Annotated in this window: 26 protein-coding genes; 14 read left to right on the top strand and 12 right to left on the bottom strand. The window is 71.4% G+C overall.

Features of this window, described 5'->3' with window-relative positions; genetic code table 11:
* Positions 1-77: 77 nt before the first annotated feature.
* The gene (locus tag ACIA8K_RS05670; protein WP_396055321.1) at positions 78-1,178 is read right to left on the bottom strand and encodes a thiamine pyrophosphate-dependent dehydrogenase E1 component subunit alpha; all 1,101 of its coding nucleotides are present in this window, start codon (positions 1,176-1,178) and stop codon (positions 78-80) included.
* A 174-nt stretch (positions 1,179-1,352) separates the two neighbouring features.
* Here ACIA8K_RS05670 and ACIA8K_RS05665 point away from each other — a divergent pair, with 174 nt between their 5' ends.
* Positions 1,353-1,895 (top strand): general stress protein, encoded by a 543-nt coding sequence (locus tag ACIA8K_RS05665; RefSeq protein WP_396055319.1) that lies wholly within the window; start codon positions 1,353-1,355, stop codon positions 1,893-1,895.
* A gap of 100 nt (positions 1,896-1,995) precedes the next feature.
* Complete coding sequence (locus ACIA8K_RS05660; protein ID WP_396055318.1) at positions 1,996-3,138, top strand: hypothetical protein; 1,143 nt, start codon at positions 1,996-1,998, stop codon at positions 3,136-3,138.
* A gap of 191 nt (positions 3,139-3,329) precedes the next feature.
* Here ACIA8K_RS05660 and ACIA8K_RS05655 read toward each other — a convergent pair whose 3' ends face one another.
* Positions 3,330-3,839: a MarR family winged helix-turn-helix transcriptional regulator gene (locus ACIA8K_RS05655; protein ID WP_396055316.1), complete on the bottom strand. Its 510-nt coding sequence runs from the start codon at positions 3,837-3,839 to the stop codon at positions 3,330-3,332.
* 70 nt (positions 3,840-3,909) lie between these two features.
* On the opposite strand from ACIA8K_RS05655, the gene ACIA8K_RS05650 reads away from it, so the two are divergent.
* Positions 3,910-4,752: a hypothetical protein gene (locus ACIA8K_RS05650; RefSeq protein ID WP_396055314.1), complete on the top strand. Its 843-nt coding sequence runs from the start codon at positions 3,910-3,912 to the stop codon at positions 4,750-4,752.
* Between the two features lie 39 nt (positions 4,753-4,791).
* Here the strand turns inward: ACIA8K_RS05650 and ACIA8K_RS05645 are convergent, their stop codons facing one another.
* Complete coding sequence (locus ACIA8K_RS05645) at positions 4,792-5,295, bottom strand: RICIN domain-containing protein (protein WP_396055312.1); 504 nt, start codon at positions 5,293-5,295, stop codon at positions 4,792-4,794.
* Between the two features lie 74 nt (positions 5,296-5,369).
* Entirely contained in the window at positions 5,370-5,807 is a 438-nt protein-coding gene (locus ACIA8K_RS05640) for an Lrp/AsnC family transcriptional regulator (protein ID WP_396055310.1), read from the bottom strand.
* Between the two features lie 111 nt (positions 5,808-5,918).
* Here ACIA8K_RS05640 and ACIA8K_RS05635 point away from each other — a divergent pair, with 111 nt between their 5' ends.
* The 3 genes from ACIA8K_RS05635 (at position 5,919) to ACIA8K_RS05625 (ending at position 8,893) form a co-directional block, all read left to right on the top strand.
* Positions 5,919-6,719, top strand: coding sequence for a tryptophan 2,3-dioxygenase (locus tag ACIA8K_RS05635; RefSeq protein ID WP_396055661.1), 801 nt, complete (start codon positions 5,919-5,921; stop codon positions 6,717-6,719).
* Positions 6,720-6,822: 103 nt separating this feature from the next.
* On the top strand, positions 6,823-8,088 hold the full coding sequence (kynU, locus tag ACIA8K_RS05630) for a kynureninase (RefSeq protein ID WP_396055308.1): 1,266 nt from the start codon (positions 6,823-6,825) through the stop codon (positions 8,086-8,088).
* Positions 8,089-8,113: 25 nt separating this feature from the next.
* Entirely contained in the window at positions 8,114-8,893 is a 780-nt protein-coding gene (locus ACIA8K_RS05625; protein WP_396055306.1) for an alpha/beta hydrolase, read from the top strand.
* Positions 8,894-8,904: 11 nt separating this feature from the next.
* Here the strand turns inward: ACIA8K_RS05625 and ACIA8K_RS05620 are convergent, their stop codons facing one another.
* Positions 8,905-9,201, bottom strand: a complete 297-nt coding sequence (locus ACIA8K_RS05620) for a hypothetical protein (RefSeq protein WP_396055304.1) — start codon at positions 9,199-9,201, stop codon at positions 8,905-8,907.
* Between the two features lie 86 nt (positions 9,202-9,287).
* Here ACIA8K_RS05620 and ACIA8K_RS05615 point away from each other — a divergent pair, with 86 nt between their 5' ends.
* Together ACIA8K_RS05615 and ACIA8K_RS05610 are read left to right on the top strand one after the other, a co-directional pair.
* Positions 9,288-10,394: a M20 family metallopeptidase gene (locus ACIA8K_RS05615; RefSeq protein WP_396055302.1), complete on the top strand. Its 1,107-nt coding sequence runs from the start codon at positions 9,288-9,290 to the stop codon at positions 10,392-10,394.
* A gap of 110 nt (positions 10,395-10,504) precedes the next feature.
* Positions 10,505-11,650, top strand: a complete 1,146-nt coding sequence (locus ACIA8K_RS05610; protein ID WP_396055300.1) for a diguanylate cyclase domain-containing protein — start codon at positions 10,505-10,507, stop codon at positions 11,648-11,650.
* 94 nt (positions 11,651-11,744) lie between these two features.
* On the opposite strand, the gene ACIA8K_RS05605 is transcribed toward ACIA8K_RS05610, so the two are convergent.
* Positions 11,745-12,599 (bottom strand): SDR family oxidoreductase, encoded by an 855-nt coding sequence (locus ACIA8K_RS05605; protein WP_396055298.1) that lies wholly within the window; start codon positions 12,597-12,599, stop codon positions 11,745-11,747.
* Positions 12,600-12,730: 131 nt separating this feature from the next.
* Here ACIA8K_RS05605 and ACIA8K_RS05600 point away from each other — a divergent pair, with 131 nt between their 5' ends.
* From ACIA8K_RS05600 to ACIA8K_RS05585, 4 genes are all read left to right on the top strand, one after another.
* Positions 12,731-13,075 carry a winged helix-turn-helix transcriptional regulator gene (locus ACIA8K_RS05600; protein ID WP_396055296.1) on the top strand — a complete coding sequence of 115 codons (345 nt, stop codon included), beginning with the start codon at positions 12,731-12,733 and terminating at the stop codon, positions 13,073-13,075.
* 31 nt (positions 13,076-13,106) lie between these two features.
* The gene (locus tag ACIA8K_RS05595; protein WP_396055294.1) at positions 13,107-13,988 is read left to right on the top strand and encodes an LLM class F420-dependent oxidoreductase; all 882 of its coding nucleotides are present in this window, start codon (positions 13,107-13,109) and stop codon (positions 13,986-13,988) included.
* A 204-nt stretch (positions 13,989-14,192) separates the two neighbouring features.
* Positions 14,193-14,591 carry a YchJ family protein gene (locus ACIA8K_RS05590; protein WP_396055292.1) on the top strand — a complete coding sequence of 133 codons (399 nt, stop codon included), beginning with the start codon at positions 14,193-14,195 and terminating at the stop codon, positions 14,589-14,591.
* Between the two features lie 56 nt (positions 14,592-14,647).
* Positions 14,648-15,445 (top strand): hypothetical protein, encoded by a 798-nt coding sequence (locus tag ACIA8K_RS05585; protein ID WP_396055290.1) that lies wholly within the window; start codon positions 14,648-14,650, stop codon positions 15,443-15,445.
* On the opposite strand, the gene ACIA8K_RS05580 is transcribed toward ACIA8K_RS05585, so the two are convergent.
* From ACIA8K_RS05580 to ACIA8K_RS05565, 4 genes are all read right to left on the bottom strand, one after another.
* Complete coding sequence (locus tag ACIA8K_RS05580) at positions 15,411-15,671, bottom strand: helix-turn-helix domain-containing protein (RefSeq protein ID WP_396055288.1); 261 nt, start codon at positions 15,669-15,671, stop codon at positions 15,411-15,413. The two genes, ACIA8K_RS05585 and ACIA8K_RS05580, sit on opposite strands and share 35 nt — an antisense overlap.
* Before the next feature lie 123 nt (positions 15,672-15,794).
* Positions 15,795-16,895 (bottom strand): lytic polysaccharide monooxygenase, encoded by a 1,101-nt coding sequence (locus tag ACIA8K_RS05575; RefSeq protein WP_396055286.1) that lies wholly within the window; start codon positions 16,893-16,895, stop codon positions 15,795-15,797.
* A gap of 240 nt (positions 16,896-17,135) precedes the next feature.
* Positions 17,136-17,765, bottom strand: a complete 630-nt coding sequence (locus ACIA8K_RS05570; protein ID WP_396055284.1) for a hypothetical protein — start codon at positions 17,763-17,765, stop codon at positions 17,136-17,138.
* The gene (locus ACIA8K_RS05565) at positions 17,762-19,165 is read right to left on the bottom strand and encodes a selenium-binding protein SBP56-related protein (protein ID WP_396055282.1); all 1,404 of its coding nucleotides are present in this window, start codon (positions 19,163-19,165) and stop codon (positions 17,762-17,764) included. The genes ACIA8K_RS05570 and ACIA8K_RS05565 overlap by 4 nt, the downstream gene beginning before the upstream one ends.
* Positions 19,166-19,259: 94 nt before the next feature.
* On the opposite strand from ACIA8K_RS05565, the gene ACIA8K_RS05560 reads away from it, so the two are divergent.
* Positions 19,260-20,444, top strand: a complete 1,185-nt coding sequence (locus ACIA8K_RS05560) for an SfnB family sulfur acquisition oxidoreductase (RefSeq protein ID WP_396055280.1) — start codon at positions 19,260-19,262, stop codon at positions 20,442-20,444.
* Positions 20,445-20,454: 10 nt separating this feature from the next.
* On the top strand, positions 20,455-21,624 hold the full coding sequence (locus ACIA8K_RS05555) for an LLM class flavin-dependent oxidoreductase (protein ID WP_396055278.1): 1,170 nt from the start codon (positions 20,455-20,457) through the stop codon (positions 21,622-21,624).
* Between the two features lie 30 nt (positions 21,625-21,654).
* On the opposite strand, the gene ACIA8K_RS05550 is transcribed toward ACIA8K_RS05555, so the two are convergent.
* Together ACIA8K_RS05550 and ACIA8K_RS05545 are read right to left on the bottom strand one after the other, a co-directional pair.
* Positions 21,655-23,757, bottom strand: coding sequence for an ATP-binding protein (locus ACIA8K_RS05550; protein WP_396055276.1), 2,103 nt, complete (start codon positions 23,755-23,757; stop codon positions 21,655-21,657).
* A 446-nt stretch (positions 23,758-24,203) separates the two neighbouring features.
* A complete protein-coding gene (locus ACIA8K_RS05545) occupies positions 24,204-24,968 on the bottom strand; it encodes a CbtA family protein (RefSeq protein ID WP_396055274.1) in 765 nt (254 codons plus the stop codon).
* Positions 24,969-24,976: the final 8 nt, after the last annotated feature.

The raw sequence follows: 24,976 nt of genomic DNA, 5'->3' as shown, positions 1-24,976 counted from the left end.
GCCGCCGGAGGTTTACGCAGCTCAGGTCGGCAATCGGGCAGAACCGGTGTCCGATTCGCCGGATCGATGGCGGGGCGTCACGCCTGGAACGAGGCCCGGTAGCCCTCGAACCCGGCGCGCTGCTGCTCCACAAGCGGCGAGCCGTGCGGGTAGACGTGGTCGAACAGCGCCGAATGGTCCCGGTCCGGCAGGTTCAGCACCCGTTCGCGAAGCTCGACCGCGAGATGCCGTACCTCCTCCTCGATCTTCAGGAAGTAGTCCTCGTCCGCGATCCGCTGGTTGCGCAGGAACGTGGCCAGCCGCGCGATCGGGTCCCGGGCCGCCCAGGACTCCTCCTCCGCGCTCGGCCGGTACCGCGTCGGGTCGTCCGACGTGGTGTGCGCACCCATCCGGTACGTGTACGCCTCGATCAGCATCGGGCCGCCGCCGGAACGGGCCCGGTCCAGCGCGTGCCTCGTCACCGCATAGCTGGCCAGCACGTCGTTGCCGTCCACCCGTAGCCCCGGGAAGCCGAAACCGGACGCACGCCGGTAGATCGGCGCGTGGGACTGCCGCTCCGGGCCCACGCTGATCGCGTACTGGTTGTTCTGGCAGAAGAACACGATCGGCGCCTGGTGTACGCCGGCCCAGATGAACGACTCGTTCACGTCGCCCTGCGCGGTCGCGCCGTCGCCGAAGTAGGCGATCACCGCCTCGCCGTCCGCGTCCCGGGCCTTGCCGTCCAGGTTCACGCCCATGGCGTACCCCGTGGCATGAAGTGTCTGTGCGCCAACGACAAGTGTGTACATCTGCGTGTGGTGGGTTGCCGGATCCCACGCCCCCTGGTCGATGCCGCGGAACAGGCCGAACGGGAGCAGCGGGTCCATGCCGCGGGCGAGCAGCACGCCGTGCTCGCGATAGCTCGGGAACGCCATGTCCTGCGGCCGAAGCGCCCGGCCGGAGCCGATCTGCGCCGCCTCCTGCCCGTAGAGGCTCGCCCACAGCGCCATCTCGCCCTGCCGCTGCAGCGCCACGCCCTCCGCGTCGAGCCGGCGGGCGAGCACCATGTCGCGGTAGAGGCCGCGGTACTCCTCGTCGGTCAGATCGACTGAGTACTCGACCCCGTCCGCGCCTGTGGAACGCTCGATCCGTTCGCCATCCGGCGTCAAGAGCTGCACGAATCCGTCGCTCATGTTCATCCCTCCGCTGGATTTCTCAGCCTGGATCTTGAGGTGCACCAGATTCTCGCAGGACGGAGCGGCCATCCCCGGTGACCCAACACACAACGAATTCACATCGATACGGAACAGCATCGTGTCGTTAGCCGGATACTCCATTCGGGTATTGCGGGAACCTCACCCAGGAGGCACATGATGTCCGTTTCTGATTCCGGCACCCCCATCCCGCCCGGCCCGACCGGCGACGTACCGGCGGCCCCGCCCGCGGACCTCACCGAGACCGGCACGTCCGTCACTGTGGCCAGCTACCCCGACTACCAGTCCGCCCAGCGCGCGGTCGACTACCTCTCCGACAACCAGTTCCCGGTCGAGAAGACCGCGATCATCGGCACCGATCTTCGCCTGGTCGAGAACGTGCTCGGCCGCCTCACCATCGCCCGCGCCGCCCTCGCCGGACTCGCCAGCGGCGCCTACTTCGGCTTCTTCATCGGCCTGCTGCTCGGCATCTTCACCGACGGCGGCTGGCTCGGCATCATGCTCTCCGCAATCGTGATCGGCGGGATCTGGGGCGCGATCTTCGGCGCGCTCGCGCACGCGCTCACCGGCGGTCGCCGCGACTTCACCTCCCGCAGCACGCTTCAGGCCGGCCAGTACGCGGTCACCGCCACACCCGACGTCGCCGAGCAGGGCCGGCAACTCCTCGTCCGGCTGAACTGGCAGGCCAGCGGCGCCGCCTGAGATTCCACCCGGTCGATTAGGTCACAGAGGAGGTTCGGCCCCGGCTCGTGGGTATGACCCCTGTGGGGACATGACGCGAGGGAGGGGCACGGGCCACGGAATGACCAAGGATCCACAGCACGACGACGGGGACAACCACCGGGTCTGGTCGAAGATCGACCTGGTGAAGCTGTCCGCCGGAACGCTCGCCGCCATCTCATCGGCGGTCTGCGCTTCCTGGCTGGGCGTCACCGGCACGATCGTGGGGGCCGCGCTGGCAAGCGTGGTCGCCACGGTCGGGCAGGAGATCTACGCCCATTCCCTCAAACGCGCACACAAACGACTGCAGGGGGTACGCCTGGAGCAGGCGCTCACCGCGGTCGGCGCCACCGGGCGGCTGCCGTTGCAGTTCACCCGGCCCGCCGCCGCACCCACGCCCCGGAGCGGGGGCGGCGCCACCTCGGCTGCCGCAATGGCTTCGGGCGGCTTCGGCACGGCGTCCGCCTCGGCCGGTTCCGACTCGGGCCCGGCCTGGACGGGCGTGGACCCGGCGGACACCGGGGTACGCGACTCGGACGAGGAGTTCGTGGTCCTGGACCGCAGGGCTTCGAGCCGGTCGGCCACCGACGGTGCGGACTCTTCGGGCGGCTCGCCCTCGGACTCCGCCACGTCGGGCGAGGCCGCTTCGGACTTCGCCGCTTCGGGCCGGACAGCTTCGGGCGAGACTGCTTCGGACCGGGCGTCCGCCGACCGCGAGGCCTCCGGCGGAGCGGGTGCGGACGCGACACAGTCAGACGCCCGCGCGCGGTTCGGCGCGGAGCCGGGCGACGGCGAGCCGGCCACCGAGGACGGCGACGGCAACCGCGCCCACTGGGTGCGACTCGCCCTGGCCGCGGTCGCGATGTTCGTGTTCGCGATGCTCGCGATCCACGTCTTCGAACTGGTCGCCGGCGACTCGCTTGCCGGTCTGTTCGGCGACAGCTCGGCCGGCGCGACCACGCTCCCGTTCGGCGGCGGCGACCCTGACCCGGCCAGCACGCCGGTGCCACCGACCGAGACGCTGCCGGCCGGCCAGGCGACCATCGCCCCGTCCGACACGCCGCAGTCCTCGGCCCCCGCCGGGACTCCGGCCGCCACCGACTCGGCCCCGGCCACCGGAACCGAGCCCCAGCCGGACGCGACAAACGACCCGGTCGCCCCGCCCGCTGGGGACGAGGCCCCGGTCCAGGAGGCGCCCGCAGCGGACGACGCCCCCATCGGCTGACGCGGACGCACGACCGATCGAGGCTCCCCGGAACGTTCCGGGGAGCCTCGATCACGTCTGCCGCCCGTCTGATGCCCCCGCCGCCTCGATCCGCACACCTCTGCACCGTCTCGCCGGCATCCTGTGTGCGCCCTACGTCCGCAACAACCCACGCCGTCGGGCAACCGTTTGTCCCACCCCCGCTGGGATGCCTACCTCGACGAACTTTGAGTGTCGGACTCCGCGGAGTGGACGAGGGTGCGGAGAAGGTCGGCGAGGTGGGTGCGCTGGGCCGGGGTGAGGGCGGACAGCAGGGCGGACTCGCGGTTGCTCTCGGTGGTGGTGTGGCGGTCGAAGGCGGCGGAGCCGGCCGGTGTGAGGCGTACGTGGACGCGGCGGCGGTCGGCCGGGTCGGTGGCGCGGGTGAGGAGGCCGGCGTCCTCCAGGGGGCGGAGGCGGTTGGAGAGGGCGCCGCGGGTCAGGCCGAGCAGGTCGGCGAGGTGGGACGGGCTGGTGCTGTAGGGCGGGCCGAGGCGGCGCAGCGTGAGCAGCACCTTGAACTCCCAGTGGCGCAGGCCGCCGGCGTCAAGCGCGTCGCGCCGACTGCGGGCCAGGTGCCGGCCGAGGATCGCGAGGCGGGCGGCGATCGCCTCCTGGACCGGGTCCATCCAGGGCAGCTCGCGGGTCCAGGTCTCGACGTGCCGGTCCACGGAGTCTCGCATCTGTCCACCAAGGCATCGACGGGAGTCTGTTTTTTTGTGGATAGTTTTCCGGATAACTACCTTCGCCGCCATGGCCACTGTGCAGATAGACATCCTTGAGCTGACCCGCGCGGCCCACGCGCTCGCCCGGGCCGGCCGCTGGGCCGACGCCACCCGCCTGGTCGACGCGGTTCCGGCGCCGGCCGAGGCCCCCACCACGGCGGCGAGCGGTACCGCGACACCCCCGAACCCCGCGGCGGAACTCGCGCTCGCGGCGGCGGAGGTGGCGCTGGAGTGGGACTGGTTCGCCGGCACTGACCATGCGGAGCCGCGCCTGCGCCACCCCGCCCTCGACCAGGCCGATCCGTGGGCCGTGGCCTACGCCCGGTTGCGCGCCGCCTACCTGCGGCAGTTCTCCGGCGTCCGGGACCAGCGGGCTATCGCCGCACTTGCCGCGGAGGCGGACCGCCTGGCAGATCAAGCCCCTGACGCGGTACGCCGCGGCTGGGCGCTCTTCTACCGCGGCGTGATCGACGACAATCTGGCCGGCCGGCGCGCGGATGCGCCCGCCCGCTATCTGGCCGCGCTCGGCTCCGGCGACGACCTGCTGGACCGCGAGGCGCTGCGCCATCTCGGCGACCACGATCACGACGCCGGGCACCACGAGGCCGCGCTGGCCCGCTGGGAGCGCGCGACAGCGCTCGGCGCGCGGGCCGGTGCGGTGACCGGCACGCTCTCCCAGCAGTTGTTGCTCGCGGTGCTGCACCGCGACGCCGGCGACGAGGCGGCCGCGGTGGGGGTGGCCGGCGAGGTCGCCCGCTGGTCCGGCGCGCTCGGCGCGACCCGCCTGGCGGCCTCGGCCACCGCCTTTCTCAACGGCGTCGATCCGACCGCCGATCCCACGGACAAGACGTCACCGGAGACCGGAAGTTGATCGGGGGCGAACCATTCGGACGACGATGGTCAATTGCGCTCAGGACGTGGCGTACCACTGCTGGTTGAGGTGTTCGACGCTGTTCCAGTCGCCCCAGATCTGCACCTCGGTACCGTTCTGGAAGAGCACGTTGCGGTCCGCGTCGAGTGGCCTGTGGGTCGCCAAGCTGATGATCATGGAATATCCCTCGGGTGTCGACTCGGACCACCATTTCTGCTGGACGGCGCCGGAGCAGTCCCAGAGCCGGACCCGCGTTCCCGGATAGGCGGCGGTCTGGGTGTCCGCGTCCAGGCAGCGGCCGGAGGCCTTGTTGACGAGCTGGTCGCCGTCCCAGTACCAGGCCTGGTTGTCGCCCGTGTGGCAGTCCCACAACTGCAGCCGTGTGCCGTTGTGCGCGATCATTCCCTTATCCGCGTCGATGCATTTTCCGTTGTACGCGTTGTGTAGCTGAAAGTACTCGGGCGCTGCCTGGGCGGGCGAGGCGGGCGCAAGAAAGAGACCGGCAAGCGTGATTGATGCGGCCAGCAGAAGGGTAGAATTCACAATTCTCGTCATGCCGGAAGGCTACCGGCAATATCACACCTTTAATGGCAAGATAGACCGATTGAAACGCGCGCTCAGAGGGGTGGAGTGAGCGGCCGCCAGTCGAGCGGCGTGGAAAGGATCATGGTGCTGGACGGTGGCCCGTACGGCCCGAGCCGGTCGATGACCCGTTCGAACGTGGCCATCGACGCGGCCGCGACGCGAAGCATGCAGCAGGTGTCGCCGGTGACCCGGTGGATCTGCAGGATCTCCGGCCAGGCGGCCACGTCCGGGTCGCGGAGCACGCACATCGCGCCGTAGCAGGACATCCTGATCAGCGCGAGCACACCGCGGCCGGCCTTCGCCGGGTCGACATGTGCGTGGTACCCGGTGATCACGCCGGACTCCTCAAGTCGCCGCACCCGCTCAGCCACGGCCGGCGCGGAAAGGTGCACGCGCCGGGACAGCTCGGAGTAGGACAACCGCGCGTCCACCTGCAGCTCACCGAGTAGCGCCCAGTCCATATCGTCCACAGAGCACTTTCCGTTCGCAAAGTTGAAACGCAAAAGGGATGGCGAATCAAAGGTAGAACGGCCTGAGTACCAGCGACAAGGCATTCCGGAAACGCCGATCGCAGAGACATCATTGGCGACGTGATCGAATCCCTGACGGCGGAGCAGCGCGAGGCGAAGGCCGGGGCGAACGGCGGCGTGCCCACCGCCGAGTTCGCCGGCCGGATCCCCTACGACGCCTACACCCACGCCACCACGCTTCACTCGCTGCAGCGCACGCTCAGCGGCGACCCGGGCGAGATGTCGTTCCTGATGGTCGGCCAGATCATGGAGCTGTACTTCGGCCTGACCCGCTACGAGCTGGACGGCGCCCGCGCGCTGATCCGGGACGGCGACGCCTGGGCCGCGCTCGCCCCGCTGCGTCGCGCCGCGCTCGACCTGGAGGGGCTGAACGCGGCGTGGAAGGCGCTGAGCTGGATGACGCCGTCCGACTTCAACAGGTTCCGCGACCTGCTCGGCGAGGGCTCCGGCTTCCAGTCGGCCGCGTACCGGGAGCTGGAGTTCCTGCTCGGGCTGAAGACCGAATCGCTCATCCGGCCGTTCCGCCGCTCCGAGTCGTACCCCCGGCTGCTCAAGGCTCTTGAGGAGCCGAGCCTGTGGGACGAGACGATGGCGCTGCTCGCCAAGCACGACACCGGCTGGGTCGAGGTCTACCGGGTCGACGGGCCGGACAACCACCTGCGGATGCTCGGCGAGGCGCTGATGGCGGTGGCGGTCGCGTTCGGTGAGTGGCGGCACCAGCACCTGGTCACGGTGCGCCGCACGATGGGCGCGAAGCCCGGCTCCGGCGGCTCCGCGGGTATCGCCTGGCTGGAGCGCTCGATGGCCCGGGTGGTCTTCCCCGAGCTGTGGGAAACCCGTACGTACATGTAACTCACAGCTGTATGTGGTTGGTTCTTCGCGCGAGGATCATCGACAGTCCGTGACGGGGAGATGTCATACTGTGCAACCGTTCTATGTGGACCCTGGAGATCCGATGACGCCTGACGAGTCAGACGCGGTGCGCCGCGACGCCGAGGATCCCGGCCACCGCCACATGTTCCTCATCCCGCCCGCGGGCGGCGGCCGTTACGAGGAGTCCGCCTACCTGGTCGGCAACTCGCTCGGCCTCCAGCCCCGGGCCGCCCGCGACGAACTGCTGGCCCACCTGGACGACTGGGCCGCACTCGGCGTCGAGGGCCACGTCGAGGCGCACGACCCGTGGATGGATCTGCCGCAGAAACTGGCCGGGCCGTCCGCGCGGATCGTCGGCGCCCGCCCGGAGGAGACGGTGGTGATGAACACGCTCACCGTCAACCTGCACCTGCTGATGGTCTCGTTCTACCGGCCGTCCGGCGCCCGGACCAGGATCGTCATCGAGGACGCCGCGTTCCCGTCGGACAGTTACGCGGTGCGCAGTCAGGCCGTGCTGCACGGCTTCGACCCGGAGACCACCGTGGTACGGCTGCGCCCGCGCGACGGCGAGGACGTGCTGCGGACCGAGGACGTGGTCGCCTTCCTGGAGCGCGAGGGCGACACTGTCGCGTTGCTGCTGCTCGCGGGCGTCAACTACCTGTCCGGCGCGGTCCACGACATCCCGGCGATCACCGCGGCCGGGCACGCGGCCGGCGCGCTCGTCGGCTGGGACCTCGCGCACGCGGCAGGCAACGTCGAGCTGCGCCTGCACGACTGGGACGTGGACTTCGCGGCCTGGTGCACCTACAAGTACCTCAACTCCGGGCCCGGCGCGCCAGGCAGCGCGTTCGTGCACGCGCGCCACCTGGGCGCCCCCGCGGTCAAACGGCTGGACGGCTGGTGGGGCACGGACGCCGCCACCCGGTTCGACATGGCGCCGGTCAGCCGCCCGCCGGCCACCGCGGACGCCTGGCAGATCTCCACACCGCAGACGCTCGCGCTCGCGCCGATGACGAGCGCGCTGCAGCTCTTCGACGAGGCCGGCATGCCCGCGCTGCGCGCCCGCTCCCTGCGCCTGACCGACTACCTGCTTGACGCGCTTGACGGCATCGCACCCGGCCGCCCGATCGAGATCCTCACGCCACGTGCCGCGGAGCGCCGGGGCAGCCAGATCTCCGTCCGCGTCCGCGATCAGAACGTCGGTGAGCTGGCCAAACGGCTGCGCTTCGAGCACGGCGTGCTCGTCGACTCCCGCCAGCCCGACGTGATCCGGATGGCACCGGCGCCGCTCTACTCCACCTACCACGACTGCTGGCGGGCGACCGTCGCGCTGGCCGCGCTGTGCTGACCTGGATCGTGCTGACCGGCGCGCCGTGCTGACCGGGCGCGACGACGATTCCGTCCTGACCCGGGACGCGCCGGAGCCGGACCTCACGGTCGCCTACGGCGAAGATCAAGATCAGGTCGCGGGGGTACGCCTCGGCGACCCGGCCCGGCCGCTGCTGCTGATCCTGCACGGCGGCTTCTGGCGTCCGCGTTTCGACCTGACGCACACCGGGCCGATGGCTGAGGCGCTGCGGGAGTCGGGGTGGACCACTGTCGCGGCCGAGTACCGCCGGATTCCGGGCGATCCGGGCGCTACCGCGTCCGACGTGCGGGCCGCGTTGAGCGTGCTTCCGTCGCTGGTCACGGCCCATGACGGGCGGGTGATCGTGATCGGTCACTCGGCCGGGGGTCAGCTGGCGCTGCACGTGGCGGGCCGGATGCACGAAACGGACACCGACTCGCCCGCGCCGGGCACCGGATCACGCCCGCACGCGGTCGTGGCGCTCGCGCCGGTCGCCGACCTGCGCCGGGCTGAGGAGTTGCGGCTCGGTGGCGGTGCGGTCCGCGCGTTCCTCGGCGGCCCGGCCGGGGAGCACGCCGCGCTCGACCCGATCCGCGCCCGTTCCGTACCCCCGGAGCGCATTGTGCTTCTGCACGGCCGGCGGGACGGGACGGTGCCGGTGGAGCTGTCCGAGTCCTACGCGGCACGGCACGGCGTGCGGCTGTACGCGCCCGCGGACGCCCACCACTACTCGTTCATCGACCCGCACGATCAGCACTGGCCGATGCTTGTGGACACGCTCTCCGGGCTGAGCCGGAGAGCGTGATCCGGTGCTGCTCAGGCGCGGGTGCCGCTGACCTTCGAGGTGCCGAACGCGCCGAGCTTCACGTCGCCGGAGAGCGTGTCGCCCGCGGCCGTGACGTCGAAGCCCAGCTTGACCGGGATCGGCTTGGTGAGGTCGAGCGTGAACGTGGCGCTGTCGCCCGACGCCTTGCCGTCCTGGATCGGGGCGGTCTCGCCGCCCTGCTTGGCGGTGCCGGTGACCGTGTCACCGTCCGCGACCAGGTCGAGGATCGCCGTCTGCTTGCCCATCGGCGTGCTGATCTCTACGTTCCAGGTTCCCGAGATGCTCATGAGCGCGAGATTACCCTACCGACCGGTAACAGCGCTCCCCGTGCCCGACTCCTGCCGGATTCCCGCGGAGGCCGCACACTTGATCGATGGTGGACGAGGCGTGGCTGACCGCGGCATACGAGTTGTTGCGCATCCCGAGCACCGCGGACCGGCCCACGGAGCTGGCCCGGGCGCTGGACTGGATGATCGAGCGGGCCGATCCCGGCGCCGGCTTCACTGTGGAACGGTTCGAGTCGCGGGGCAAGCCGAGCGCGCTGCTCTACCGCGGTGACGTGCGCCCCGGCCGGTTCCGGATGATCCTCAACGGGCACCTGGACGTGGTGCCGGCGCCGGACGAGCTGTTCACGCCGCGGCGGGTGGGGGACCGGCTGCACGCGCGCGGCGCGCAGGACATGAAGCTCTCCGCGCTGGTGATGGCGGACGTGTTCCGGGAGCTGGCGCCGCGGGTGCCGTACCCGCTGGGGCTTCAGCTCGTGACGGACGAGGAGCTCGGCGGCCGGGACGGGACCGGCCACCAGGTCGAGGCCGGCGTGACCACTGACTTCGCGGTGATCGGCGAGATGAGCCGGCTTGACATCACTGTCGAGTCCAAGGGCCTGATCGACGTGACGCTGACCGCGGAAGGGCGGGCGGCGCACGGCGCATACCCGTGGCTCGGCGACAACGCGCTGCTCACGGTGGTGTGCGCGGTGCAGGCGATACTCGACCACTACCCGGTGCCGGCCGAGGAGGCGTGGCGCACCACTGTCAACGTCGCGAAGATCGACACGTCGAACGCCGCGTTCAACCAGGTCCCCGCGTCCGCGTCGGCCTGGCTCAACCTGCGCTTCCCGCCGACCGACCCGGACTTCACCGGGCGGACCGTCGCGGAGGTCACCCGGCACCTCGCCCGGATCGCCGGGCCGGGCGTCACCGTCGGCGTCGCGCACGTGGACGCGCCGCACCAGGCCGAGCGGGACCACCCGGACGTGACCGCGCTGCGCCGGGCAGCCCAGGCGCAGGGGTACGGCGGCGCGTTCCTCCGCCGGCACGGCGCCGGGGACGGCCGCTTCTACTTCCAGGCCGGGATGGCCGCGGTCGCGTTCGGCATCGGTGGCGAGGGGCAGCACGGCCCGGACGAGTACGCCGATCTGACCACGATCCCGGCATACCGGGACGCGTTGCGCGACTTCCTACTCAGCACGCGTTTGTAAAGTTCGCACCGCCGCGGCCGATGGGACAGGTACGGCGGCCGGGGACGGTGGGGATGAACGGTAAGGCGGGGCACGGTGACGTTGACGCCGGCTCGCTGCAGCATCGGCGTGTGCTCGAACTGTCGGCGCTCGGCGCCCGCATCGCCGGCGCGGCCGTCTGCCTGCTCATCTTCGCGCTCGTGGCACCGGGCCCGGCGCTGCACGGCATCCCGCAGCTGACCTGGGTGCTGTTCTCCGTGCTGCTGCTGGCCATCACCTGCCTGGTCTCGCTTGCCGCGCTGCGCAACCGCGGCCGGCCCGTCTATCCGCGGCTGAGCCTGGTGCAGATCCCGCTCGACCTGCTCAGCGTGCTGCTCCTGGTCTACGGCACGTCAGCTGACGTGCGCGCCGGGCAGATGTGGACCGTGCTGCTGGTCCCGATCTACGGCGGCGCGTTCCGCGACGACCTGCGCGGCGCGATCGCCAGCGGCGCCGGGTCGATCCTCGGGCTGCTCGCGATCGTCTTCCTGCACGACCCGGCCTGGCTGGACCCCGGCGGCGGGCTCGCGCTTGCCTTCATCCTGGCCGTGCTGGCCTGCCTGACGCTGCTCACCGGGCTGCCCGCGCGCGGCACCAACCGGCGCATCCAGGCCATGCGGGAGGCGAAGGCCGCGCTCAGCTACCAGGTGCACCACGACGCGCTCACCGGCCTGGCGAACCGGACCAGACTTCACGACTTCGCCCGGCAGGCGATGGCGGACCGGCGTGAGATGGCCGTGCTCGCGCTCGACCTGGACGGCTTCAAGCAGGTCAACGACACGCTCGGGCACGCTGCCGGCGACGAGCTGCTGAAGGTCGTCGCGGCCCGGCTGCTCGCCCAGGCCCGCGACGACGACATCGTGGCCCGGCTCGGCGGCGACGAGTTCGTCATCGTGCTCTCCGGCGCGGACGCCGGCATCGCGGCCGAGGTGGCCCGGCGCTGCATGGACGCGGTCGCGGCCCCGATCCAGCTGCAGGGCGAGACCGTCTACGTCGGCACCAGCATCGGCTTCGCCACCACCGGCACCGTCGGAATGACGGGCGTGCCCGGCACCGCGAGCTTCGGCCGGCGCGACTTCGACGGCGTGCTGCGCGCGGCGGACGCGCACATGTACATGGTCAAGGCGAACCGCAAGGGGGACTCGGCGCGGGCACAACCGCCCCCGTCCGCCGCCTACCTGGCCGAACGACGGGGCCGGCACCGGGCCGCGCTACCCCCGGGTCCAAGCGCGCGCTGACCCGCCCGCTGTACGGACAGCACGCGACACCGGCCGGCATGACGGCGTTACGCCGGCCGGTGCGAACGGCAGGAGTCTCAGCGGCGGCGGACCTTCAGGACTTCAGCGCGGCGGCGACAGTGTCGGCCACCGGGGTGGTGGGGCGGCCGATCAGGCGGGACAGGTCGCCGGAGTCGTTGACAAGCGCGCCCCGGGCGATGTTCGCGTCCACGTCCGCGAAGAGCTTCGCCGCCGGCGCGGGCAGCCCGAAGCCGGCAAGCGTCGACTCGAACTCCTCGGCCGGGAGGTCCCGGTAGACGACGGGGGTGCCGGACAGCTCGGTGACCACGGCGGCCAGCTCGGTAAGCGTGTACGGCGCGTCGCCGGCCAGCTCGTAGGCGACGTTCACCGGGCCGTCCGAGGTCAGCACCGCGCCGGCCGCGGCGGCGTAGTCGGCACGGGCGGCGCCGGCGATCCGGCCCTCGCCGGCCGCGCCGAGGATCGCGCCGTTCTGAAGCGTCTGGGGGAGCTGGCCGGTGTAGTTCTCGTGGTACCAGCTGTTGCGCAGGAACGCGTACGGCAGGCCGGCCGCCTTGATGTTCGCCTCGGTGGCCTTGTGGTCGTCGGCCAGCTGCATCGCTGTGGTGTCCGCGTTCAGGATGCTTGTGTAGGCGAACAGGCGCACGCCCTCGGCCTTGGCGGCGTCGATGACTGCCTGGTGGTCGGCCACCCGGTTGCCCGGCGCGCCCGAGATCAGCAGCACCTTCTCCGCGCCGGCGAGCGCGGAGGCAAGCGTCTCCGGGCGCTCGTAGTCGGCCTCGCGCACCTGGACGCCGCGGGCGGCCAGGTCGGCGGCCTTCTCCGGGGTGCGGGCCGCGGCGACGATCTCGCCGGCGGGTACGCCGCGGTCAAGCAGGTTCTCGACCACGAGACGGCCCAGGTGTCCGGTGGCGCCGGTGACAACGATCATTTCTGCTCCTCGAAAGTGCCGCTGTGCAGCTCAGTGCTGCAGCTCGAGCGTGTACTAACTTTTTGAAAGTACCAACGGATAGTGAGCACTAGCACTCAACGCCGCGCCAGCGAACCGGTTACCGTAAGGGCGTGGCTGAGCCCGAGCTCTACTTCGCCGACGTCTTCGCGCGTAACTGCACCTCGCGTGGGGTGCTGGAGAACGTCGCAGGCAAGTGGGGCGTGCTCGCGCTCGCGGCGCTCAACGACGGCGCCTACCGGTTCAACGCGCTGCGCCGCCGGGTCGACGGCGTGAGCGAGAAGATGCTCGCCCAGACGTTGCAGGCGCTTGAGCGCGACGGCCTGGTCCGCCGCGACGTGCAGGCGACCATCCCGCCCCGGGTGGAGTACAGCCTCACCCCGTTCGGCGCGGCCGTCTCGGGAAAGCTGGTCGAGCTGGTCGAGCTGATCCAGGGCGAGGTTGACAAGCGACCCTGACGGGCGGCTGTGACGGCCATAGGATCATCCCATGACCGTTCGATTTGGCGTGTTCGTTCCCCAGGGTTGGCAGATGGATCTCACCGAGATCGCCGACCCGATCGAGCAGTACGAGGCGATGACCGCGGTCGGCAAGGCCGCGGACGCCGGGCCGTGGGACTCGATCTGGCTCTACGACCATTTCCACACAGTCCCCGAGCCCACCATGAACAGCGTCTTCGAGTGCTGGACCGCCACCTCCACGCTGTCCCGGGACACCTCACGGGTCAACATCGGCCAGATGGTCGGCTGCAACGGTTACCGGCACCCCGCGCTCTACGCCAAGATCGCCTCGACCGTGGACGTGGCAAGTCACGGCCGTCTCTACGCGGGTCTCGGCGCCGGGTGGTACGAGCACGAGTGGAAGGCCTACGGCTACGAGTGGCCGGAGCTCAAGGACCGGATGGGCGCGTTCCGTGAGGCCGTCGAGATCGTCACCAAGATGTGGACCGAGGACTCGCCGGTCTACAACGGCAAGTACTACTCGATCGACAAGCCGATCAACGAGCCCAAGGGGGTACGCCGCCCGCACCCCTCGTTCTGGATCGGCGGCGGTGGCGAGAAGGTCACGCTGAAGCTGGTCGCGAAGCACGCGAACGCCTGCAACGTCGGCGGCGGCAATCCCGAGCTCATCACGGAGAAGCTGGCCATCCTGCGCAAGCACTGCGACACGGTCGGCCGCGACTACAGCGAAATCATCAAGTCCACCTCGATCCGCCTCGATCCCGACTGGAGCAGGACGCAGACCCAGGCCGCAATCGATTCGGTGGTGGAAGCCGGCGCCGACTACGTGATCCTCTACATCCCCCGCGTCGCCTACGACCACGACCCGATGCTCACCTTCGCCTCCGACATCATCCCGCAATACTCCTGAGTCCCTGCCCCGGGAGGCGGTTCGGCCGGCCTGATGAGAGCGTCCTGACCGGGCTGCGGCTCGGTCAGGACGTGGGTCTGACCAGCCGGTGCAGTGTGGCGCGGATGCCTTCGGTGTCTTAGGCCCGGTACGAGGCCGAGGGCCTGACAGGGAGCATCGCCGCCCCCGGCAGCCGCCCTCAAACCAAAAGCAGAGAATAGGCAGATGGCGAAACGGAAGCGGGAGACCGGCGGCGATCCGTGCCCGTGCGGCGCGGGCCCCGGCTACGACACGTGTTGCGGACGGCTGCATCGCGGCGAGTCCACTGCCACCTCCGCGGAGCAGCTGATGCGCTCGCGGTACAGCGCGTTCGCCCGTGGCGACGCCCGGTACCTGCTGGAGAGTTGGCACCCCAGCACCCGCCCGGCCGAGCTCGACCTGGGTGACGGCCAGCGCTGGCTGCGGCTGGACATCGTGGACGCCTCCGGCGGCTCGCTCTTCGAGGCGGCCGGCGAGGTGGAGTTCAAGGCGCACTACCGCGAGGGCGGGCGCACCGGCACCGTGCACGAGCGCAGCCGTTTCGTTCGTGAGGACGGCCGCTGGCTCTACGTCGCCGAGGTGTGAATCGGCTGGTCGGTGGTGCGCCGCGTCGATAACCTCCAATGAGGGGGTGACCGGCCGTGCACGGAGCGATGTTCGGCGTCACGTTCGTCCTGGCGAGCGTGTCCGCGACCGTCTTCCTGTTCATGCGATGCGAGGGGAAGGGGCGCCCGTTCGGCCGTAGTGCCCGCCGCTGGGCGCTGGCCGTGATCGGCGTGACGAGTGTGCTCTCCACAGTGACCGCGGCGGTGGCCGTGCTGATCGTCGCGCAGCTGCCGGCGGCACTGCTCGGGCTCGGCGTCGCGGCGCCCAGCTGGCTCTGGCTCGGCGAGCTCAACAGGCGGGCTGCGGACCGGCATGACCTGCGCCGGGACCTGTCGTCGCTCTGGTTGACCCGGTTGCTGACCCGGTTGCAGGAGGGGATGGCGGACGACCGGCAGGACTGGTGCGAGAAGCGCGTCGACGACGAGTGGTCGACTGACGAGCTGAGCCTGGCCGCCCGCTTCTACCACGAGTACCTGACGGAGCGGCTCACACCTGAGGAACGCCGCCGCGGCCGCATCCACGCGCAGCTCGGCGCGATCCAGTCCCGGCTGGACGTGGTGCATCTGATCGAGGCGAGCGCCAGCCGGGCCAAGGTGATCACCGCGTTGCAGGGCTCGAAGGCTACAAAGGAGCCGCGGTACGCCAAGTGTGCGGACGACCTGGGCCGGATGGCCGGGATCCTGCGGCACGACGCGTACCGTGATCTGATTCGGCTCCTCGGGCTGGCCTACAACGCGGGGCATCACAAGATGGCGCCCTACCGGCCGCCGATGCTGCTCGGCAGCCCGGCCGAGCGGGTCAGGCCAGGGCCTCGTCGGCCGGTCGAAGCGTGAAGTCGATCTGCGCGCCGAGCGCCTCGACCACTGACGCGAGTGTCCGGAGTGTCAGGTTCTCGTCGCCGGAGAGGATCTGGCTCACCCGGCCGGGGGAGACGTCCATCGCCCGGGCGAGCTCGCCGCGGGTCACCTTGTTCTCCCGCATGTACCAGGTCACCTCGTCGACCACAAGCCGGCCGAAGTCGCCACCGGCGGGCTCGTTGTCGCGGAACAGGTGTCGCATGACGGCCTCCCCAGGCTTTTCGGTTCCCTGCCTCCGATGTTAGGCAGGACTAAACCTTTAGGCAAGACTAAAGACCTAGGTCAAGAGCGGGCCCCGGGGTACGTACCCCGGAGCCGCTTTTGATCATGCGGTTGTGCAGGTCAATGAGGGTGTGGCGTTGGTGCCGTTCCAGGTGCCGGTGAAGCCGAACGACGTGCTGCCGTTCGCCGGTATCGCGCCGTTGTAGGACACGTTCTTGGCCACTGTGACGCCGTTGGAGAGCGTGGAGATCGTGGCGCCCCAACTCTGCGTCACCTGCTGCCCGTTCGCCCAGGTCCAGGCGACAGACCAGCCCTTGGTCGCGGAACCGCCGTTGGTGATCTTCACGTCGGCCTGGAAGCCGCCGCTCCACTGGCTGGTCACGCTGTACGTCGCGCTGCACGCCCCACCCGGGTTGGGTGTGGACGGCGGCGTGGTGGGCGTCGGGCTGGTCGTGGGCGTCGGGCTGGCCGTGGGTGTCACGGTCAGCGACGGCGACGGGTTCGGGTTGCCGGTGCCACCGAAGATCACGTCGCTGCAGAAGTAGTAGACCTGGTCAGCGTGGCTTGCCTTCCAGATCGTGTAGAGCACGGCCCGCCCGCTGCGGCCCGGCGCGTTCACGTTCACCGTGTAGGTGCGCCCGTTCAGCGCCGGGTCGGACTCGGTCTCGCCGCCACCCGGCGGGATCACGCCGGTCTGCCCGGCCAGCTGCAGGTCACCCCAGGCCAGTCGCTGGGTGAGCGGGTTGAACCCGGGCTTCGTCACGTAGGTCAGCAGGTAGTCCGCGCCGTGTTGCGCCTGGTCGTGCATGCGCAGCGTGAACGCGGTCGGGACGGTCTGGGCCACCCACGCGCCGGGCGTGTCAAGCGCGGAATAGCGGGTGCCGCCGGTGTTACCCGCGCTGCACAGCGTGCCGTCCGGGATCGCGGCCTGGTGGTTGCCCTGGACGTTCTCCCGGTAGAGGCCGTTCCAGTTCCACATGGCTGTCGAGTCCGCCTGCCAGGCCTGCCAGCACATCGGGTCCTGGGTGGCCATGGCCGGGTTCTGAAAGTCGCTGCCCCAGCGCTTCCAGCAGCCGTAGTTACGGGACGGCGGATTCACCGCGGAGCCGTGCGCGAACGCGCCGTCCGCCAAGCCGGTGGTGAGCACGAGCACGGCCGCCGCCACCACGAGCAGCAGGCGGCGCAGGGATTTCGGGATGGGCATGAGGACTCCAAGCACTCTCGTCGACGGTGATGCGAGAAAGTGCCCGAGCGCGGGTCGCGGTGGTGGGTCCGTGCTGGTGGGTCGCGCCGGGGCGGGCGCGGAGGCTGCCCGGCCGTCCGCGCCGTGGGGCTGCGTGGGTCGTCGGCTCCCGCAGGGCCTGAGCCTCACACAAAAGATAGATGCCTGTCAATCAATACGGCTCCACATCGAGCCTGTCGGCGGGGACGGGGCGTAGAACTCCTAAGCGACGACGATGGTCAGCAGCCCGGCTGCGATCAGCACCCCCGCCCAGAGCCGGTCGAGGTTGAACCACGCGGTGCGCAGCACCCGGAGCCCGGCCACCTCGTAGACGACGACCGCCACCACGCCCGCGGCCGCGAACATCGCGAGCGTGTGCACACCCGTCGCGGCCAGCCCGAACAGCGCGTCGCTCCCGGCCCGCGCCGCCGCGTGCCCCTCGTGCCCGGCCGCGACCGGGGCGGTGGCCAGCACCGGCAGCAGCATCAGCCCGGCGCCGTGCGCGGACGACATCAGGAACGACCAGCCGGCGAGTTCGGGCAGCGACAGCCGCATGCCGGCCCAGCGGAAGTGCCGCCGGGACAGCGCCCGCCACAGCCCGAACCCGACAAGCAGCAGGCCGCCGCCGATCGCCACCGTGCGCGTCGCCACCACCGACCGGGTCGCGGTGACAAGCGCGGCCACCACTGCCACCGAGGCGAGGTGCCCGGCCGCGATCGGCGGCAGGGAGAGCAGCAGCGCGCGGCGGGACCGTTCCTGGAGGCCGCGCGCCACCGCGAAGAGCCAGCCCATCGCCGGGTTGACGCCGTGGAACGCGCCCAACGCGGCCAGCGCGGCCAAAGACAGGATCACGGGAAGCAGTACGAGTCGGAGGACGCGTCGCCGCCCTGCAGGCGGGTCTGATGCACGCGCCGGCCCCGGAAGTCCTCGCCGTGCGGGAAGAACCGTTCGTCGAGCGTCAGCGCGTCGCCCGCGTGCAGCAGCGCCTGCCACGCGCCCACGCCGTCCGGGTAGAACTGGTCGTCCCAGGCGCCGTAGAGCGAGTTCGTCACGTAGACGCGGCGGCCGTCCCGGCTCACCTCGACCATCTGCGGGCCGCCGGCCAGCCGCTCGTCCGGGAACGACGGGTGCGGGGCGCGGCGCACGATGCCGCCGAGCTGCACCGCGCCGGCCTCGACCGGGTGGAAGGGGTCGCTCACGTCGTACCGCCGCAGCTCTCCGGTTCCCCAGCAGGAGACGTAGAGCCAGCGGTCGTCGACGGAGAGGTCGATGTCGGTGACGAGCGGTGGCACCGCACCGAACGGCTTGAGCGCGTCCGGCAGCAGCGCCGGGTCGGCCGGCTCGGCCGGGATGTCGATCACCTTGGTCACGGCCCAGCCGTCGCCGGACCCGGCCGGGTGCCAGACCCAGACCGAGGCGGACAGGTCCTCCACGCTGATCACCACGCCGACGAAACCGTGCTGCTTCGTCGGATCGTGCGCGGGGCGCAGTTCGAGCGGCATCTGGTACTGGTCGCCGAGGTCCACGCGCTGGACGTGCTTGCGCCGGCGCAGGTCCCAGAAGTGCAGCGCGTGACCGTACTTCCGGCCCAGCAGCAACTCCGGCACGATGCCGTCCTCGATCATCGACGGCGTGCCCCACTCGGACGTGACGAGCACGTCCTGGTTCAGGTGCCACCAGAAGTCGTACGCCAGGAACTGCGGCCCCCGGTCGGACTCCCACGCGCCGCGCACGTCGAACGTGGTGTGGTCGAGCACCGCGATCCCGCCCGGCCCTTCGGCGCCGTCCGCGCCGCCCAGCGCGGACAGGTAGATCCCGTCCGGCCCGCAGTGCACTGTGTGCGGCCGCGAGTAGCCGGCACGCCCGGCCAGCTCGTCCGGCTGGAGCACCTTCGTGATCACCGGCTGGCGGGGGCCGGCCTTGGTGTCGAGCACGTAGACGCGCGACGAGCGCAGCCCCGGCACGATCAGGTAGCGGCGTTCCACGTGCGGGTGCGGCGCGGCCGGGCAGAGCGCGCTGCTGCACGCGTTCCACCCGAAGTGGTGCAGCTCGTCGCCGATGTGCGGCAGCTCGGTCCAGCCGACCACCCGGCCGAAGTCCGCCGAGCCGGGATCGGTGTCCACCACCGCTATCGCGTCCGGACGTTCGGCCGCCCGGTCGAACGCGGCCACGTAGGCCAGGCGCTCCGGCGGCGCGCCTGCGGCGTCGCGGGGCGAGGCGTAGAAGCTGGGGTCGGGTTTCCACAGTGCCATGGCAGCCTCCTGGGTCGAGAGTCAAGCCTAGTATTTACGTAGGAAATGTGGGTAAGCTCCGGGAACATTCACTCCTCTCAGATCGAGGTTCCCATTGACCGGGGCGCATGTCATCGCGGACGCGGCCGAGGCGCTCGACGTGGCACGCCGGCTCGCCGCCGAGTTCGCCAAGGACGCGGCCGCGCGGGACGCCGAGCGCCGGCTGCCCCGCGCCGAGCTGGATGCGCTCTCCGCCGCCGGACTGCTCGCCATCACCGTGCCGGCCACGCACGGCGGCGCGGGCGTCGACACCGTGACGCTTACCGAGGTGATCCGGCTGCTCGCGGCCGCCGATCCGAACATCGCGCAGATCCCGCAGAGCCACTTCGTGTACGTCAACGTGATCCGGGCCCGCGGCACCACGGAACAGCAGGCGTTCTTCTACCGCGAGCTGCTGGCCGGCAAGCGGTTCGGCAACGCGCAGTCCGAGGCCGGCACCAAGCACGTGCAGGACTACCGCACACGTCTGGTGAGGGACGGCGACGGGTTCGTGCTGGAGGGAACCAAGCACTACAGCACCGGCGCGCTCTTCGCGCACTGGATCCCGGTGCTGGCCCGCGGCGACGACGAGAAGCTTCACGTCGCCTACGTCCCGGCGGACGCGCCAGGCCTCACCGTGATCGACGACTGGAACGGCATGGGCCAGCGCACCACCGCCAGCGGCACGGTCCGGCTCGACGCGGTCCGGGTCCCCGCGGACCGCGTGCTGCCCCACCACCTGACGTTCACCGGGCCGCAGCTGCACGGCGCGGTCGCCCAGCTGCTGCACGCCGCGATCGACGCCGGCATCGCGGACGGTGCGCTCGCCGAGGCGGTCGAGTTCGTGCGCACGAAGTCCCGGCCGCACTTCGAGAGCGGCTTCGACAAGGCCTCCGACGACCCGCTGCTCATCCAGCGCTTCGGCGAGCTGGCGATCGAGGTGCGCGCCGCCGGCGCGCTGCTCGCCGACGCGGCCCGCGCGGTCGACGCGGCCCGCGCCGAGCTGACCGAGGAGAGCGCCGGCGCGGCCTCCATCGCGGTCGCCGCGGCCAAGGTCTACGCGGACAAGGCCGCGCTCGCGGTGACGAACGCGCTGTTCGAGGTGTCCGGCACCCGGTCCAGCCTCGACCCGCTCAACCTGCACCGGCACTGGCGCAATGCGCGCACCCACACGCTTCACGACCCGGTCCGCTGGAAGACCCAGCACATCGGCCGCTACACGCTGAACGGCACCCTGCCGCCGCGGCACGGACTGCTCTGAAGGAGATTTAATGAGGTTCCACTGGTTCCTGCCCACCTCGGGCGACAGCCGGGACGTGGTCGGCGGCGGTCACGGCGTCGCGCCCGGCGCGTCCTCACAGGCCCGGCCGGCCACCGTGGCCTACCTCGGCCAGATCGCCCGCTCCGCCGAGCAGCTCGGCTTCGAGGCAGTGCTCACGCCGACCGGCGCCTGGTGCGAGGACGCCTGGCTCACCACAGCGATGCTCACCGAGGTCACCGAGCGGCTGAAGTTCCTGGTCGCGTTCCGCCCCGGGCTGCTCTCGCCGACGCTTGCCGCGCAGATGGCCTCCACGTTCCAGCGGCTCTCCCAGGGGCGGGTGCTGCTCAACGTGGTCACCGGCGGGGAGAGCGCGGAGCAGCGGGCCTACGGCGACTTCCTGGACAAGGACTCGCGGTACGCCCGTACCGACGAGTTCCTGCAAGTCGTGCGCGCACTGTGGCGCGGCGAGACGGTCACGCTGCACGGCGAGCACGTGCACGTCGAGGGCGCCCGACTCAACCGGGTGCCCGACCCGGTCCCGGAGATCTACTTCGGTGGCTCGTCCGCCGCGGCCGGCCCGGTCTCCGCCCGCCACTCCGACGTCTACCTCACCTGGGGTGAGCCGCCCGCGCAGGTCGCGAAGAAGCTGGAGTGGATCCGCGGGCTCTCCGCCGCCGAGGGACGCACCCAGCGGTACGGCATCCGCCTGCACACCATCTCCCGGGACACCTCCGAGGAGGCGTGGGCCGAGGCGCGGCGGCTGTTGCGCGGCATCTCCGACCAGGAGATCGCCACGGTCCAGGCCGGACTGCACAAGAGCGAGTCCGAGGGCCAGCGCCGCATGCTCGCGCTGAACGGTGGCAGCCGGGACAACCTGGAGATCTCGCCGAACCTGTGGGCCGGCGTCGGCCTGGTCCGCGGCGGCGCCGGCACCGCGCTTGTCGGCAGCCACGCCGAGGTCGCGGACCGCATCGAGGAGTACGCCGCACTCGGCATCGACGAATTCATCCTCTCCGGCTACCCGCACCTCGAGGAGGCGTACTGGTTCGGCGAGGGTGTGCTCCCGATCCTGCGCGCCCGCGGCCTCTGGCGCCACCCGGCCGGTGACCCGGCCCCGCGCGACGCGGTGAGCGTCCCGTTCGCCCCGCCGGCCCTGGCCGAGCCGGTGCGGTCGAGTTGACCGCCGGCCCTTCTCGGTCTCGGATACCTGTCACTCCGCGCTGGTGAGTGGTAGCCGGATCTGGAAGGACGTGCCGGAGTCGGGGTTGAGGAGGGCGATGGTGCCGTGGTGCCGCTCGATGATGGCGCGGCTGATGGCCAGGCCGAGGCCGCTGCCGGGGATGGCCCGGTCGCGGGTGCGGGAGCTGCGGTAGAAGCGGGAGAACAGCCGGTCGCGCTCGTCCGGCGGGATGCCGATGCCGTTGTCGGAGACGACCAGCTCCGCGGCGTAGTCGCCGTCCGCGGACAGCGTCACGGTGACCGCGCCGCCGTCCGGGCTGTACTTGATCGCGTTGCCGATCAGGTTGTCCAGGACGCGTCGCAGGCGCATCCGGTCGCCGGGCAGCACGAGTGAGTCCGGAAGTGTGGCGTGAAGCGTGATGGAGCTGCCGGTGAGTGAGGAGAGCGCGGCGCCGACCGCCTCGCGGACCACCTCGGCCAGGTCGCACGGGGTCATCTGCACTGTGGCGTGGCCGGTGTCGAGGGCGGCCAGGTCAAGCAGGTCGTCGATGATCCCGCGCAGCAGCGTGGTGTTGCGGTCGATCACCTCAAGCAGCGCGGGCCCGTCCGCGGCCAGCTGCGCGGGCGACGCCTCGCGGAGCAGGCTGGTGTAGGCGCTGATCGAGGTGAGCGGCGTGCGCATCTCGTGGCCGATCAGCGCCAGGTACTCGTCCTTGCTGCGGGCCAGCTGCAGTTCCAGGTCCTCGGCGCGGCGGCGTTCCAGGAACTGGCCGACGTGTGCGGCGATGCCGGCCAGCAGCGCGACAAGCGCGTCCTCCGGATCCTCGACGACCTCGGCGAAGAACGCGAGCACGCCGAGCGTGCCGGTGCCGGACCGGACCGGGATGGCGAGCGCGGCGTGCAGCTGGGACGTCTCGATGGTGTCCGCGGGCAGCAGCGCGGTGCCGTCGGCCAGGTCGCGGATCCAGACCGGCTCGCCGGTGAGCCAGGCCTTGCCGGAGAGGCCCTGCCCGTACGCGAGCTGGTCCGGCACGTGCATCTCCGCCACGCTGCCCGGCGCGCTCCAGTGCGCGGCACTCCGCAGCACGCCGCCGGGGCCGTCGACAAGCCACAGCTCCGCGTGCGCCCAGCCGAGCGTGGCGACCACCGCCTCCAGCACCCGCGGCCCGGCCTCCTCCGCGCTCGACGCCTCGGCAAGCGCGGACGTGACGGCCAGCTCGCAGGCGCGGAACCGCTCGGTGCGCTTGAGCTCTGTGACGTCCTGCAGTGCGATCACGGCGCCGAGCCGGGTGCCGCCCGCGTCCGAGATGGGTTGTCCGTCGACGAGCAGCACGCGTGGGCGTTCGAGGGCCGGGCCGGCCAGCACCTCGAGCCCGTGCAGCTCCTCGCCGCGGAACGCGCGGGAGAGCGGCGTGTCGTCCGGCGCCATCGGCCGCCCGTCCGCGTGCCGCAGCCCGAAGTCGAGCGGGTGACCGCCGGGCGCGAACGGCGCCGGCGTGCGCCCGGTGAACCGCAGCATCGCCGCGTTGATCAGCACGCGACGGCCGTCCGCGTCGCAGGCGACCACGCCGTCGTGCAGGTTGTCGAGCACGGCGTCCAGGAAGCGCCGGTGCCGGTCCGTGGTCTGCCGGGCCTCGCGCTCCGCGACGACAGTGCCGCACACCTCGGCCGCGTGCCCGACCATCGACTGCTCGGCCGCGGTCCAGTCGCGCGGCCGGTAGTCGACCACGGCGCAGACGCCGACGATCGCGCCGGCCCGGGAGCGGACCGGATATCCGAGGTAGGCGCGGGCGGCGGCCAGCCGGATCGGCGCGTCCGGCGGGACCCGCTCGTCGTCCTCGACGTCGTGCACCACAAGCGGGCTCCCCGAGTCGAGGATCAGGCCGGCAAGCGTGGACGCCGCAGGCACGGCGCCGAGGCCGGCCCACGCGTCCGGCAGCGCATATCCGCCGCTCATCAGCGCGCGCCGGTCCTCAAGCAGCTGCACCAGGCCGGTCGGTGCGTTCGCGACCCTGGCGGCCAGCTCGGCGATCCGGTCCGCGGCGTCCGGGACCAGCGAGCGGCGGGAGAGGTCCACCCAGTCGGCGTCCGTGTCGCCGGGCGCCGTCACGGCGATGCTGCCCGTCGTCGTCACCGTCCTGATCCTCCCGTTTTTCGCCGCTCCTGCGCCCTCAGACTAATGCCGTGAGACACGTCAAAACCGGCAATTCACAGACGCGAGGGTACGACCCGAGCGTGACCCGGCCCGCTCAGAGGCAAGCCCGGCCGTCGTCGCTGATGCCGCTCACCGCGCCGCCACGCTGCCGCGCTCACGCGCGACGGATGAGCTGGATCCGTCCTCGGCACGCCCGCGCGCGCCGGGTCCCAGGCCGGTCGGGGAGTGCGGGCGGTTGTCCCGGGCACCCGCGCTCACCAGGTTCAGGCCGGTTGGGCGTGCGGGCGGTTGTCCCGGCACACGCTCGACGTGTTCCGGCCTGATCGGGGCGCGCGGCGATCAGGTGGGGAGGTCCGCGCGCGCGGTCCGCACAGCGAACGGGGTGCTCCGGCGAGAACACCGGAGCACCCCGATCGAGCGTTGCCTCACGCGGAAGCGGTCGCCTCCACGTCGCGGACGGTTCTCGCCGGGCGCGGCGTGAGCAGCAGGCCAAGCGTCGCGCCGATGGCCGCCCACATCGCGGCCAGCTCGGCAAGCGACGCGACCCGGAAGTCCCAGATCAGCTGCGGTGACACGTCCGCCGGGATCTCTCCGGTGGCGGCCGGCCAGATGACCAGGATCAGCGCGTAGCCGACGAGGCCGGTCAGCACGCCGCCGGTCACCGCGACCGGCCCGGACTGCCCGCGGGCCAGCAGCACCTGACGGACCAGCACGGCAAGCCAGGCGATCGCCGCGGCGGCCGCGATCAGTGACAGGTACTGCGCGGTGCGGGCGTCCACCGTGTCCGGGTCGCCGACCGCGGGCGGGTTCGCCGGGTACTTCAGCGCCGGTACCAGTGCGAACGCGACGAAGCCGAGGAACGCGAGCAGCGTGGCCCGGCCGAAGTCGGTCCGGCCGGGCAGCCGGTGCCGCACCTTCGCGAACACCACGGCGAGCACAAGCGCGAGGCAGACCGCGACAGCGATCGCGGCGACCATGCCGCCGATCACCTGCATGGTCCGGCCGACCAGCTCGGGTTCGGCGGGCTCGGCTGCGGTGCGGGCCTCCTCGACGGCGAGCGCGCGTTCGATGACCGGCTCGACCACGAAGAACGCGACGAGGGAGGCAGCCACCCCGCCGGCGACGCCCGCGAGGGCGCCACGCCGGAGGATGCCGCCGAGCGTCGGTGAGGACACTATGGGCGTGGTCATGTCGGAGT

This window comes from Catenuloplanes sp. NPDC051500 (assembly GCF_044454585.1).
Lineage (GTDB): Bacteria > Actinomycetota > Actinomycetes > Mycobacteriales > Micromonosporaceae > Catenuloplanes.
The sequence above is the reverse complement of the archived record's forward strand: the minus strand, read 5'-3'. Positions and strand labels throughout refer to the sequence as shown.